General features: G+C 73.6%; 13 protein-coding genes. 9 read left to right on the forward strand and 4 right to left on the reverse strand.

Going from position 1 to position 13,104, the window contains the following annotated elements; translation table 11 throughout:
* Positions 1-221: 221 nt before the first annotated feature.
* Both AB2U05_RS30850 and AB2U05_RS30855 read left to right on the forward strand, forming a co-directional pair.
* A complete protein-coding gene (locus tag AB2U05_RS30850; RefSeq protein ID WP_045691907.1) occupies positions 222-1,412 on the forward strand; it encodes an 8-amino-7-oxononanoate synthase in 1,191 nt (396 codons plus the stop codon).
* A gap of 40 nt (positions 1,413-1,452) precedes the next feature.
* Positions 1,453-1,959 carry a hypothetical protein gene (locus tag AB2U05_RS30855; protein WP_045691906.1) on the forward strand — a complete coding sequence of 169 codons (507 nt, stop codon included), beginning with the start codon at positions 1,453-1,455 and terminating at the stop codon, positions 1,957-1,959.
* Here the strand turns inward: AB2U05_RS30855 and AB2U05_RS30860 are convergent.
* Positions 1,945-2,607 carry a GNAT family N-acetyltransferase gene (locus tag AB2U05_RS30860; RefSeq protein WP_369184916.1) on the reverse strand — a complete coding sequence of 221 codons (663 nt, stop codon included), beginning with the start codon at positions 2,605-2,607 and terminating at the stop codon, positions 1,945-1,947. The genes AB2U05_RS30855 and AB2U05_RS30860 overlap by 15 nt on opposite strands.
* 22 nt (positions 2,608-2,629) lie before the next feature.
* A complete protein-coding gene (gene ligD, locus AB2U05_RS30865; RefSeq protein ID WP_208615377.1) occupies positions 2,630-3,637 on the reverse strand; it encodes a non-homologous end-joining DNA ligase in 1,008 nt (335 codons plus the stop codon).
* Positions 3,638-3,703: 66 nt separating this feature from the next.
* Here ligD and AB2U05_RS30870 point away from each other — a divergent pair, with 66 nt between their 5' ends.
* Positions 3,704-4,765 (forward strand): ATP-dependent DNA ligase, encoded by a 1,062-nt coding sequence (locus tag AB2U05_RS30870; protein ID WP_045691905.1) that lies wholly within the window; start codon positions 3,704-3,706, stop codon positions 4,763-4,765.
* Positions 4,766-4,820: 55 nt separating this feature from the next.
* Here the strand turns inward: AB2U05_RS30870 and AB2U05_RS30875 are convergent, their stop codons facing one another.
* Positions 4,821-6,233, reverse strand: coding sequence for a serine hydrolase domain-containing protein (locus AB2U05_RS30875; protein ID WP_369184917.1), 1,413 nt, complete (start codon positions 6,231-6,233; stop codon positions 4,821-4,823).
* 467 nt (positions 6,234-6,700) lie between these two features.
* Between AB2U05_RS30875 and tdh the strand changes: the two genes are divergently transcribed.
* From tdh to AB2U05_RS30905, 6 genes are all read left to right on the forward strand, one after another.
* Positions 6,701-7,729, forward strand: a complete 1,029-nt coding sequence (gene tdh, locus AB2U05_RS30880; RefSeq protein WP_045691903.1) for an L-threonine 3-dehydrogenase — start codon at positions 6,701-6,703, stop codon at positions 7,727-7,729.
* Between the two features lie 29 nt (positions 7,730-7,758).
* Complete coding sequence (locus AB2U05_RS30885) at positions 7,759-8,955, forward strand: glycine C-acetyltransferase (protein ID WP_045691902.1); 1,197 nt, start codon at positions 7,759-7,761, stop codon at positions 8,953-8,955.
* Between the two features lie 255 nt (positions 8,956-9,210).
* Positions 9,211-10,122: a LysR family transcriptional regulator gene (locus AB2U05_RS30890; protein ID WP_045691901.1), complete on the forward strand. Its 912-nt coding sequence runs from the start codon at positions 9,211-9,213 to the stop codon at positions 10,120-10,122.
* Between the two features lie 135 nt (positions 10,123-10,257).
* Positions 10,258-10,416, forward strand: coding sequence for a hypothetical protein (locus AB2U05_RS30895; protein WP_369184918.1), 159 nt, complete (start codon positions 10,258-10,260; stop codon positions 10,414-10,416).
* A 584-nt stretch (positions 10,417-11,000) separates the two neighbouring features.
* Complete coding sequence (locus AB2U05_RS30900; RefSeq protein ID WP_369184919.1) at positions 11,001-11,279, forward strand: hypothetical protein; 279 nt, start codon at positions 11,001-11,003, stop codon at positions 11,277-11,279.
* A 434-nt stretch (positions 11,280-11,713) separates the two neighbouring features.
* Positions 11,714-12,355 carry a carbonic anhydrase gene (locus tag AB2U05_RS30905; RefSeq protein WP_369184920.1) on the forward strand — a complete coding sequence of 214 codons (642 nt, stop codon included), beginning with the start codon at positions 11,714-11,716 and terminating at the stop codon, positions 12,353-12,355.
* Between the two features lie 3 nt (positions 12,356-12,358).
* Here AB2U05_RS30905 and AB2U05_RS30910 read toward each other — a convergent pair whose 3' ends face one another.
* The gene (locus tag AB2U05_RS30910; protein ID WP_369184921.1) at positions 12,359-13,003 is read right to left on the reverse strand and encodes an L-threonylcarbamoyladenylate synthase; all 645 of its coding nucleotides are present in this window, start codon (positions 13,001-13,003) and stop codon (positions 12,359-12,361) included.
* Between the last annotated feature and the right edge of the window lie 101 nt (positions 13,004-13,104).

Genomic DNA, 13,104 nt, shown 5'->3' on the forward strand with positions numbered 1-13,104 from the left:
TGCCACCCCCTGGGAAGAACGGAACGGAGCGTACCGAATGCGGCGTGGGCTAGCCGTGTGGCGTATGCGGAAGAATCATAAAGATTTGCGAAACCCGGGTTTACGTGTATTGAGCGCGGAATTCGAATGAACACACGGTGAATGGCGATGAACGTCGAGGTGCGGACCTGTGCCCAGTCGCACATTGCCCCCGCCTCGCCCCTCGTGCCAGAGTGCCGAGCATGGTCCACCCCCTCACCTCCACGCCCCTCCCCGCCCAGGCGCACGTCTTCGACTGGCTCGACGAGACCGCCGCGCTGCGCGCCGACGCCGGGCTCACCCGCACCCTGCGCAGCCGGGCCGCCGACGACCCGGTGCTGGACCTCGCCGGGAACGACTACCTGGGCCTCACCCGCCACCCCGCCGTCACCCGCGCCGCCGCCGACGCCGCGCTGCGCTGGGGCGGTGGCTCCACCGGCTCCCGGCTGGTCACCGGAACGACCGCGCTGCACACCGAACTCGAAGGCGAGCTGGCCGAGTTCTGCGGAGTGGAGGCCGCGCTGGTGTTCTCCTCCGGCTACACCGCCAACCTCGCCGCGCTCACCGCGCTCACCGACCCGGACACCCTCATCGTGTCCGACGCCTACAACCACGCCTCGCTCATCGACGGCTGCCGCCTCGCCCGCGCCGACGTCCACCGCGCCCCGCACAGCGACCCGGCGGCCGTCGCCGAGGCGCTGGCCGCACGGGCGCAGCGCCGGGCCCTGGTCGTCACCGACTCCGTCTTCTCCGTCGACGGCGACGCCGCCCCGCTGCCCGGCCTCGCCGATGCCGCCCGCGCGCACGGCGCCGCGCTGCTCGTCGACGACGCGCACGGGCTGGGCGTGCTCGGCCCCGGCGGGCGGGGCGCCCTCGCCGCCGCCGGGCTCGCCGGGCAGCCGGACACCGTCGCCACCGTCACCCTCTCCAAGTCGCTCGGCTCGCAGGGCGGCGCCGTCCTCGGCCCGCGCCGGGTGATCCGCCACCTCACCGAGACCGCGCGGACCTTCATCTTCGACACCGGCCTCGCCCCGGCCGCCGCCGGCGCCGCCCTCGCCGCCCTGCGCCTGCTGCGCGCCGAACCGCAGCGCGCCGACCGCGCCCGCGAGGTCGCCCGCACCCTCGCGGCCCGCCTCACCGCCGCCGGCCTGCACGCCTGCGAGCCGGACGCCGCCGTCGTCTCCGTCCGCGCCCCCGGCCCCGAGGCCGCCGTCGCCTGGGCCGCCGACTGCCGCACCGCCGGCCTCGCGGTCGGCTGCTTCCGCCCCCCGTCCGTCCCGGACGGCATCTCCCGCCTGCGCCTCACGGCCCGCGGCGACCTGACGGACGCCCAGATCGCCGACGCCGTCCGCACCATCGCCGACCTCGCCCCGGCGGGCGCGCGGCGCGGATAACCGCTGGTCGGGGTGGGGGCGCTCCGGGCAGGATGGCGGGATGACCGATCTGCTCTGGGACGACGTCGCCTGGCTGTTCGACCCGACCGATGGGGGCTGCCTTCCCGACGTCTACGTCGCCGACACCACGGTGGCGGACTGGCAGGCGGTGCTCGACCTCGTCGTGGAGCGGGGCTGGGCGTACGAGTACACCGAGGGCGACACCGTCCGGCCGCTCCCGAGGGCCGAGACCGTGCTGGCGCGACCGGCCGACGCGGAGTGCCCGAACCTGTGCGTCCGGCCGAGCGCCGACGTCTGCGCGATCTTCCGGTTCCTCGGTGACGAGCAGATCGACTTCGACGTCTCCCTGTGGGAACTCCAGGGCCAGGAGCGGCTGGACGTGCTCTGCGGGTTCCTGGCCGCGATCGGGCGGCGGCTCGGCAAACCGGTGCCGATGTACGTCGAGGGCGACACCCGGGCGCCGTTCCTCGGGTACGACGCCGAGGCCGACCGGGTTCGGGTGCTGTGGCGGCCGCCGCCCGGCGGGGGTGGCTCAGCGGTGGGGTGAGACCAGCAGTGCCTCCGCGCCGATCGGGCGGTAGCCGGAGGCCTGGAAGGCGCGGACGCTGGGGGCGTTGCCGGGGGCCTGCTGGGCCCAGACGACCTCGCCCTCGGGGAGGAGGTGGCGGGCGGCGGTGGCGAGGGCGCGGCCCAGGCCGCGGCCGCGGGTGTGCGGGTCGACCTCGATGGCAGCCTCCCAGCGGCCGGCGACGCCGCGGCCGAGGACCAGCACGCCGCCGTCCGTGGTGAACACCCGGACGTCCTCGCGGAAGTCGAGGGCGCGGACCACCCGGGGGTGCTCGCGGTCCTCGACCTCGGCCAGCGGCAGCGGCGGCTCGCCCGGCAGGCGCCCGGCGGCCGTCACCAGGTCGGTGTTGCCGACGACCCGGCCGGTGCGGGCGGCGAAGGCGGACAGGAACGACGGGCTGAGCGGCGCCGAGAGCGGTTCGCCCGGCGCGGCGGCGACGGTGTCGCGCACCCAGGCCGGGTCCTCGGCGGTGAACACCACGGCGTGCGCGGCGAAGGACAGCACCCCGGCCTCGCGCGGCGAGGGCTGCGGCACCACCGTCACCGACCCGTCCGGCGGCGGGAACACCCCGCCCGCCGCGTCCGCCAGGATCTCCGCCAGCCCCCGCACCCGCACGTCCATGCTCATGTGCCCAGGCTAGCGGGCTACTTCACTTCTTCCTCGCCCGGCTCGGCTGCACCCGGGTGGGCTCGCCCGCGGCCTTGGGATGGTCGGGCGGGTACGGGAGTTCGCCCAGGCCCTCGTCGCGCAGCTGCTTCTCGTACAGCTCCAGCAGGCCGTCCAGGCGGAAGGCATGCTGCTCCATCTCCGCGTTCAGGTCGCCGAGTTCGGCGAACCGGGCGGGGACGGTCCGCAGGTCGAAGTCCTCGGGGGAGGCGTCGTCGAGCTCGTCCCAGCGCAGCGGGGTGGAGGCGGTGGCGCGCGGGCGGGCGCGCAGCGAGTAGGCGGAGGCGATGGTGCGGTCGCGGGCCATCTGGTTGTAGTCGACGAAGATCCGCTCGCCGCGTTCCTCCTTCCACCACGCGGTGGTGACCTTGCCGGGCATCCGCTGCTCCAGCACCCGGCCGAGTGCGATGACGGCGTGCCGCCCGTCGGTGAACGTCCACTCTGGTTCGAGCGGCACGTACACGTGCAGGCCGCGCCCGCCCGAGGACTTGGGCCAGCCGCGCAGCCCGTGCTCCTCCAGCAGGGCGCGCAACTCGTGGGCGGCGCGGACGGCGTCGTGGAAGTCGGTGCCGGGCTGCGGGTCGAGGTCGATGCGCAGCTCGTCGACGTGGCCGGTGTCGGCGCGGCGGACGGGCCAGGGGTGGAAGGTGAGGCAGCCCAGGTTGGCGGCCCACAGCACGGCGGCCGGTTCGGTGGGGCAGATCTCGTCGGCGGAGCGGCCGCTGGGGAACTCGATGCGGGCCGTGGGCAGCCAGTCCGGCAGGCCCTTGGGGGCGCGCTTCTGGTAGAAGAACTCGCCGTCCACGCCGTCCGGGAAGCGCTGCAGCGTGGTGGGCCGCTCGCGCAGCCCGCGCAGCACCCCGTCCGCGACGGCCAGGTAGTACTGCGCGACGTCCAGCTTGGTGAAGCCGCGCTCGGGGTAGTACACCTTGTCCGGGTTCGACAGCCGGACGGTGCGCCCGGCGACTTCCAGTTCCACGGCTGCGCCCATGCCTGACACGCTAGACGTGCCGCGCCCGCCGCGCGCCCCGGGGCGAACCGCGCCAGGCTGGGAGCCATGGACCTGCCCGTGATGCCGCCGGTGGCGCCGATGCTCGCCAAGTCGGTGGCCAGGATCCCGCCCGGGATGCAGTACGAGGCCAAGTGGGACGGCTTCCGCACCATCGTGTTCCGCGACGGCGACGAGGTGGAGCTCGGCAGCCGCACCGGCAAGCCGCTGACCAGGTACTTCCCCGAGCTGGTCGAGGCGTTCCGGCGGGCGCTGCCGGCGCGCTGCGTGCTGGACGGCGAGGTGGTGATCGCCCGGGACGGGCGGCTGCGCTTCGAGGAGCTGCTGGAGCGCATCCACCCGGCGGCCAGCCGGGTGCGGCTGCTGGCCGAGCAGACCCCGGCCTCCTTCGTCGCCTTCGACCTGCTCGCCCTCGGCGACGTCGCGCTGCTGGAGCGGCCGCTCGCCGAGCGCCGTACGGCCCTGGAGGAAGCCCTCGCCGGCGCCGCCGACCCGGTGTTCACCGCCCCGGCCTCCACCGACCCGGACACCGCGCGGGCCTGGTTCTCCGAGTACGAGGGCGCCGGGCTGGACGGCGTCGTCGCCAAGCCGCTGGACCAGCCGTACCGGCCGGGCGAGCGCACCATGTACAAGATCAAGCACGAGCGCACCGCCGACTGCGTGGTGGCCGGCTACCGCGAGCACAAGAGCGGCCCGGTGGTCGGCTCGCTGCTGCTCGGCATCCACGACGCCCGGGGCAGACTCCAGCACGTCGGCGTCTGCGCGGCCTTCTCGATGGCCCGCCGCCGCGAACTGGCCGAGGAACTGGCCCCGTTGCGCATGGACGACCTCGCCGCGCACCCGTGGGGCGGCTGGGCGGACGAGGCCGCGCACGCCGAGGGACGGCTGCCGGGCGCGGTCAGCCGCTGGACCGGCGGCAAGGACCTGTCCTGGATCGCGCTGCGCCCCGAGCGGGTGGTCGAGGTCGCCTACGACCACATGGAGGGCACCCGGTTCCGGCACACCGCGCAGTTCCGCCGCTGGCGGCCGGACCGCACGCCGGAGAGCTGCACCTACGCGCAGCTGGAGGAGCCGGTCTCGTACGACCTCGGCAAGGTGCTGGGGATCTGACGCAGCGTCAGGGGCCCGAACCGGTACACCGGTTCGGGCCCCTGACGGCGGTGGATCAGGAATCCGTCTCCTCGGAGATGTGCAGCGTGGCGGAGCCGGAGGGCGCGGGCGTCGTGGTGCCGAGCGGCGTCCGGCTGGCACCCGCGGACGGGGACGGGGAGGGGGACCCGGACGGCGAGCCGGGCGCGGTCGGCGATCCGGTCTCGGCGGGCGTCGGCAGCGTGTAGACGTTGTTCGGCGAGACGATCTGCGTGATCGCCCGGGCCAGCAGCGTCGACGGCTCGGTGCCCTGGTACGAGACGTCGGTGTTGGTCATGATCACCAGCGAGGCCTGCGCCGCCGGCAGGTAGATCACGACGGTCTGGTAGCCGGGCAGCGAGCCGTTGTGCCCGATCCACCCGTGGGTGTTGAACACGCCGAAGCCGTAGCCGAGCGCCGGCAGCCCGGCCTCCCGGGTCTTGAGCCGCTCCGCCTGGGTGTCCGGCTTGATCAGCGGCGTGCCGGTGGCCAGCACCTTCGACCAGGTCTGCAGGTCGGCGAGGGTGGAGATGGCCGCGCCGGCGGCCCAGCCCCAGGACGGGTTCCAGTCGGTGGAGTCGGCGACCGCGCCGTCCAGCGTCTGGTTGGTGGTGCCGTGGGCGTGCGGGTCGGGGAAGGTGGCGTCGGTCGGGAAGACCGAGTTCTTCATCCCGGCCGGGTCGAACACCTGGGCCTTCAGGAAGTCCTGGAGCGGCTGGCCGCTGACCTTCTCGACCAGGAGGCCGAGCAGGATCGCGTTGGTGTTGGAGTACTCGAACTTGGCGTCCGGCGCGAAGTCCGCCGGGTGCTTGTACGAGTACGCGAGCAGCTGGTCCGGGGTGAACGGGCGCGTCGGGTCGCTGAGCAGCGCGTGGTCGAAGTCCGGGTCCAGGCTGTAGTTGTAGAGCCCGCTGCGCATGTCGCCGAGCTCGCGGACGGTGATCTTGTCGCCGTTCGGCACGTTGGGGACGTACTTGGAGATCGGGTCGTCCAGGCCCACCTTGCCCTGGTCCACCAGCCGCAGCACGGCGGTGGCCGTGAGGGTCTTGGTGACGCTGCCGATCCGGGTGTACAGGTCGGTCGACATCGGCACCTTGCGACCGGGGTCGGCCAGCCCGAAGGCCTTCTGGTAGCTGCCGTCCGGCGTGGTGTAGCCGACGATCACGCCGGGGACGGACGCCTGGCTCATCACCTGCTGGATCGCGGCGTCCAGCTTGCCCATCACGTCCGGCGTGAGGGCCACCACCCCGCCGGACGGGCTCGCGCTCGGCGAGGCGGACGGGCTGAGCGCGGCGGGCTCGGCGGTGACGGCCGCGCCACCGGCCGGCTCGGCGGTCTTCGGCGAGCCGGAGCAGGCCGCGGTGGTCAGCAGGCCGGCCACGGCGAGGGCCGCGGCGGCCGCGCGTACGGAGCGGGGAGCGGCCGGGCGCGGCCGTCTGGTCTTGGTCATGGATCGGGAGCGCCTCTCTGCGGCGGAGGGCCCCGGAGCTCGAAGGACGGCTCCACGGGGCCGCGGGGGAGCGTCGCCACCGTAAGCACCGGCGCGGCCCGCCCGCGCGCGGGTCGATCGTCGGCTGATCCGAACGGGCCCGCCGTCAGCCGAGTGCCCCAACCCGGGTGGCGGCCGGCTGGTGATGAGCGCGCCCCCGGGCGCCGATCGGTGTCGCGGCCCGGGCCCCCGCGCTCGGCCGGACGGGTGAGCACCGGCACGCCGTACCCGCCCGCGACCGCCGCTCGGGCACGATCGTTTAGCCCAGCTGTGACCGGCCTTAAGAATTCCTCGATGGACCGCACCCCCTCCCACCAGGCAGATTTCTGCCTGCCCGGAGTGCGTCCGCCAGGAGCGGCCGTACCGGGCCCCTCGGTCTGCCCCCCTCCGCAGGCCGTCCCCGCACCGCACGTCAGGAGCCGTCGCCCGTGAAGGCACTCGTCAAGCAGAAGGCCGAGCCCGGCCTCTGGATGATCGACGTCCCGAAGCCCGAGATCGGCCCCGGCGAGGTGCTGATCAAGGTGCTGCGGACCGGCATCTGCGGCACCGACCTGCACATCCGCAAGTGGGACGGCTGGGCGCAGCAGACGATCAGGACGCCGATGACGATCGGCCACGAGTTCGTCGGCGAGGTCGCCGAGATCGGCGCCGGCGTCGCGGACATCACGGTCGGCGACCTGGTCAGCGGCGAGGGCCACCTGGTCTGCGGCAAGTGCCGCAACTGCCTGGCCGGCCGCCGCCACCTGTGCCGCAACACCATCGGCCTGGGCGTCAACCGGGACGGCGCGTTCGCCGAGTACGTGGCGCTGCCCGCCTCCAACGTCTGGGTGCACCGGGTGCCGGTCGACCTCGACGTCGCCGCGATCTTCGACCCGTTCGGCAACGCCGTGCACACCGCGCTGTCCTTCCCGCTGGTCGGCGAGGACGTGCTGGTCACCGGCGCCGGCCCGATCGGCATCATGGCCGCCGCCGTCGCCAAGCACGCCGGCGCCCGCAACGTGATGATCACCGACGTCTCCCCGTACCGCCTCGACCTGGCCCGCGAGGTCGGCGTGACGCTGGCGCTCAACGTCGCCGAGCACACCATCGAGGAGGGCCAGCAGAAGCTGGGCCTGCGCGAGGGCTTCGACGTCGGCCTGGAGATGTCCGGCCGCCCCGAGGCGATGCAGTCGATGATCGCCAACATGACGCACGGCGGGAAGATCGCCATGCTCGGCCTGCCCGCCGACGACTTCCCGGTCGACTGGGCGCGCATCGTCACCTCGATGATCACCATCAAGGGCATCTACGGCCGCGAGATGTTCGAGACCTGGTACGCGATGTCCGTGCTGCTGGAAGGCGGCCTGGACCTCAGCCCGGTGATCACCGGCCGCTACGCCGCCGACGACTTCGAGGCCGCCTTCGACGACGCCGCGAGCGGCAACTGCGGCAAGATCATCCTCGACTGGACCGCCTGAGCACCCCGCTGACCCCGAAGGAGCCTGTTGTGTTCGACAACGTGCGCGCCGACATCGCCACCACCCTCGACGAGATCCGCGAGGCCGGCCTGTTCAAGCCCGAGCGGGTCATCGGCACCCCGCAGAGCGCCGCGGTCACCGTCACCGGCGGCGGCCGGCCGGGCGAGGTGCTGAACTTCTGCGCCAACAACTACCTCGGCCTGGCCGACCACCCCGAGGTGCTGGCCGCGGCCAAGGACGCGCTGGACCGCTGGGGCTACGGCATGGCCTCCGTCCGCTTCATCTGCGGCACCCAGGACGTGCACAAGGAGCTGGAGGACCGCCTCTCGGCCTTCCTCGGCCAGGAGGACACCATCCTCTACTCCTCGTGCTTCGACGCCAACGGCGGCGTCTTCGAGACCCTGCTCGACGCCGACGACGCCGTCATCTCCGACGCGCTCAACCACGCGAGCATCATCGACGGCATCCGGCTCAGCAAGGCCCGCCGCCACCGCTACGCCAACCGCGACATGGCCGACCTGGAGAAGCAGCTCCAGGACACCCAGGACGCCCGCCGCCGCCTGATCGTCACTGACGGCGTCTTCTCGATGGACGGCTACGTCGCCCCGCTGCGCGAGATCTGCGACCTGGCCGACCGCTACGACGCGATGGTCATGGTCGACGACTCGCACGCGGTCGGCTTCGTCGGCGCGGGCGGCCGCGGCACCCCCGAGCTGCACGGCGTGATGGACCGCGTGGACATCATCACCGGCACCCTCGGCAAGGCGCTCGGCGGCGCCTCCGGCGGCTACGTCGCCGCCCGCCGGGAGATCGTCGCCCTGCTGCGCCAGCGCTCCCGCCCGTACCTGTTCTCCAACTCGCTCGCCCCGGTGATCGCGGCCGCCTCGCTGAAGGTGCTCGACCTGGTCGAGAACTCGAACGAGCTGCGCGAGCGGCTGGCGGCCAACACCGCGCTGTTCCGCGCGAAGATGACCGAGGCCGGGTTCGAGATCCTGCCCGGCGACCACCCGATCGCCCCGGTGATGATCGGCGACGCGGCGAAGGCCGGGAAGCTCGCCGAGCTCCTGCTGGAGCGCGGCGTGTACGTGATCGGCTTCTCCTACCCGGTGGTGCCGCACGGCCAGGCCCGGATCCGGGTGCAGCTGTCCGCGGCGCACTCCACCGAGGACGTCGAGCGCGCCGTCGCGGCCTTCGTGGACGCGCGGGCCGCCCTGGGCGACGAGTAGCCCTCCCGAACTGCCCGTGGGGGCGGTCCGCTCGGAACCGGACCGCCCCCACGGGCCCCAACTTCCGTACGGCGCGGGCGACATCGACTCCGCCCGCGCCGTACGGACCCCAAGGACCACCTGTCCCACCCTCCCGCAGGCGGGGGCGGGCCCCGGCCGCACGGCCGCCGGCCCGCCCCCGTTCGCGGCTCCGCGGGGCCGTCGGCCTCCGCCGCCCGGCCGGGAGTGCTCGGCCGCGCTGGCAGAATTGGCCTTGTGATCGACGCACGACGGCTGCGGACCCTCCGGGCCGTGGCGGACCACCGGACCGTGACCGCCGCGGCGGCCGCGCTCTACCTGACCCCCTCCGCGGTCTCCCAGCAGCTGGCCGCCCTGGAGCAGGAGACCGGGCACCACCTGCTCGCCCGCGAGGGCCGCGGCGTGCGGCTCACCGCCGCCGGGGAGATCCTGCTCGGCCACGCCGACGCGGTGCTCGCCCAGCTCGAACGCGCCGAGGCCGACCTCGCCGCGTACAGCGCGGGCGCCGCCGGGGAGGTCACCGTCGCGTCCTTCGCCACCGGCATCGCCCTCGTCCTCGCCCCGACGATCGGGCTGCTCGCCGAGCGGGCCCCGGGCGTGCGGCTCAAGGTGCTGGACGCCGAGGGCGACGCCAGCCTGCCGATGGTCCTGGACGGGCGGGCCGACCTCGCCGTGGCCGTCGAGTACCGGGGCGCCCCGCGCGCCGACGACGCCCGGCTCACCCGCGTCCCGCTGTACGCCGAGCCCTTCGAGGCCGTCCTGCCGCTCGACCACCCGCTGGCCGCCGACACCGGCCCGCTCGCCGTCGCCGACCTGGCCGACCAGCCCTGGATCGGGCCCTACCCGGGCAACCCGTGCCACGACGTCGTCCTGCTCGCCTGCGAGCACGCGGGCTTCCAGCCCCGGCTGCTGCACTCCTCGGACGACTTCCGCGCCGTCGTCGCGCTCGCCTCGGCGGGCGCCGGGGTCGCGCTGGTGCCGCGCTCGGCGCTGCGCGGCGTCGACCTCGCGCGGGTCGCCGTCCGGCGGGTGGACAGCGAACTCGCCACCCGCCGCGTCTTCGCCGCCGTTCGGGCCGGCGCGGACGGCCACCCGCTGATCCGGCCCGTCCTGGACGCCCTCGCCGAGGCGGCCGCCGCCGAGGCCTAGACACCCGCCCCTCGCACGGGAGCGCCGACCGATCCGGTCGGCGCTTTTTTCGTGCCCGGGTTTCGTGCCCGGGTCCGTGCGCTATGGTTTCCGTACGCGTTAAGTATACGTGTACAAAAACTAGGGGGGAGTCCCGTGAAGGACGTGGAGGACATCGGAAGGACTCGGGGGAGGGCGCTCGGCGCGGTCGCGATCGTCCAGTTCATGGTCACGCTCGACATGACCGTGGTGAACGTCGCGCTGCCCGGCATCGCCGCCGGGCTGCTGTTGCTAACGCCTTTAGTTGACACATAGCGCCGATGACTATCACCACGGCCGCTGCACCTGCCCGGCACCTGGCTTGACGGGCCGTCATAAAGGCACCCGAGAGAGTGCCCGACGAGTCCGTGTCGGTGCGCTGTGTGCATGGCATTGGCGCGGGAAGGTGGCAGGATGAAGCACCAGCAAGTGCGCCGCAGCCGACGCCGCTCCCGCGCGAGGGCCTTGGGCATCGCGCTGTCCGAATTGGCTACCCTGCCCCGTCCTGTAGCACTCGCGGCGGAGCTGCCGAAGCAGCGGCACTGCGACAAGCCACCGCAGTGGCCAGCACTGCCGGCGCCCTCGTGCTGCGCGGTGGTCACCGAGCGCCGGGTGGCTAACGGCGGCACCGTGATGTTCCTGTACTCACACGCGGCCACCTGTCCGATCTGGGGACCGGCCGGGCGGATCCGCTAGACCGGTAGGGGAAGGCGTGTAAGCGCCTGGCTTAGCGGCCACGCGGACCGAGATCGCGGTTCGGACGCCGCGCGCGGCAGGATGCGCACCGCCTCTGCTGACCTTGTTAGCCTCGTGCGTGTCGCTGGCCGCGACACGTGGCCACCACCCCAATGATCGTGCGTATGACAACTGCACTGGACCGCGCTGACCGTGACCAGCTGGCCGCCATCGTCGCCGCACTGCCTGCCGTGCCCGGGAAGGACACGCGCAGCGTCCGGGTGGACGGGCCGCTGCTGGAGGCGGCGGTCGCCCTGTTGGGGCAGTTTTCGTTGGCGTTCTGCGACGAGCCGATCGGCAGGGCGGCGGGTACGATCGCCGACAGGCTTCAGTTGAGCGTGCCGATGACAGCGATCCTCGCGCTGAAGCACCAGCTGGAGGCAGCCGACCTGGACCTGCGGTAGCCGTCGGCCTTGACCCGTCCACGACGCGCGCCCCATAAACACCGCCGGCGCGGGGCCACGCGGCTCACGGCTCAGGTAGGACAGCTCATGGTCAGGTCGCCGTACTCGGCGGACATGACCCCCGCGGTACGGCCCGCGCGCGGCCTCGGGGCGCGATCGCGGTCCTGGTGTGCACGCCGATGCGCGGCGCCATCGGGAGTCGGTGTGAGCTTCATTGGCTGTGAGCTGCTGATCCGCGGCGCCGTCGCGTGGGGTGCGTTCCTGGTGCGGGCGGCGGCCGGCATCCTCGGCCGCCTCCTGCCAGGCACTGCAGACGTCGGATGGCCGCCGTCCGCACCCGCCGCTTCGACTTTTCCCCGGACGCCGCGGCTGGCGGGCGCGGCGCAGTGGCACCGCCCGGGCGGCCGGCCGGGCGGGCCCAGTAGCCTGCAGCCATGACTGACACGAAGCCTCCCACGCCCCGAGAAGCACTCCAGATACTGCTGGCCGGCAACCGGCGGTTCGTCGCCGGTGCGCCGGAGCATCCCAACCAGGACGCCGCCCGGCGCAGTGAGACTGCACCCGCCCAGGCGCCGTTCGCGGTGCTGTTCGGCTGCTCGGACTCCCGCCTGGCCGCCGAGATCATCTTCGACCGCGGGCTGGGCGACCTCTTCGTGGTCCGCACCGCGGGCCACGTCGCCGGACCGGAGGTCTTGGGCAGTCTCGAGTACGGCGTGTCGGTTCTGGGCTGCCCGCTGGTGGTCGTGCTCGGGCACGACTCGTGCGGGGCGGTCGCGGCAGCACGGGCCGCGGTGGCGGACGGCGCCACCGCGTCCGGGTACGTGCGCGACGTGGTGGAGAAGGTGACTCCGAGCGTGCTGGCCTCCCGCGCCGCCGGGCACATCGAGGATGCGGACTTCATCGACGAGCAGGTCCGGCACACCGTCGACCTGCTGTTGGAGCGCTCTCGCGCTCTTGGTGAGGCCGTCGAGTCGGGCGGCACCGCGTTGGTGGGCTTGTCCTATCGGTTGTCGGACGGCACGGCCCGTCTGGTCACCGCGCACGGCGTCGACGTGACCGCCGGCGCCACCGCGTGACGCTCAGCTCTCCCGCAGACCAGGGGCGATCTCGCGCAGCCGTTGGGCGCTGATGGCGCCCGCCCGCACCAGGACCGGGACCTGGCCGGTGACGTCCACGATCGAGGACGGCACCGCCGCCGGCGTCGGCCCGCCGTCCAGGTAGACGGCGACGGTGTCGGCGAGCATGCTCTGGGCGGCGTCGCAGTCCTGCGGGGACGCGTGGCCGGTCAGGTTCGCGCTGGAGACGGCCAGCGGCCCGGTCGCCTTGAGGAGGTCGAGGGCGAGCGGGTGGTCGGGCATCCGCAGGGCCACGGTTCCCGAGGTGTCGCCGAGGTCCCAGGTGAGCGAGGCCTTGTGACGGGCGACCACGGTCAGTGCGCCCGGCCAGAACGCGGTTACCAGCTCCCGGGCGACCTTCGGCAGGTTCTCCACCAGGTCATCCAGGTCGGCCGGGGAGTTGACCAGCACCGGGGAGGGCATGCTGCGCCCGCGCCCCTTGGCCGCCAGCAGCCTGGCGACCGCCTGCGGTGCGAAGGCGTCGGCGGCAAGTCCGTACACGGTGTCGGTGGGTACGACCACGAGGTCACCGCGTCGCAGCGCGGCCGCCGCCACGCGCAGACCAGCAGCGCGCTCCGCAGGGTTCGAGCAGTCGACACGCACAGACATCCGTCCTCCATCCAGACGGGCCCGTACTCCGCGCTTCTCGCAGGCCGGGCCTGGGTGGAAGGCTACCGGTGCGGGTACCGCGCCCGGGCTCTCGCGACGGC

Origin of the sequence: Streptomyces sp. Y1 (assembly GCF_041053115.1) — a bacterium.
GTDB lineage: Bacteria > Actinomycetota > Actinomycetes > Streptomycetales > Streptomycetaceae > Kitasatospora > Kitasatospora rubellomurina.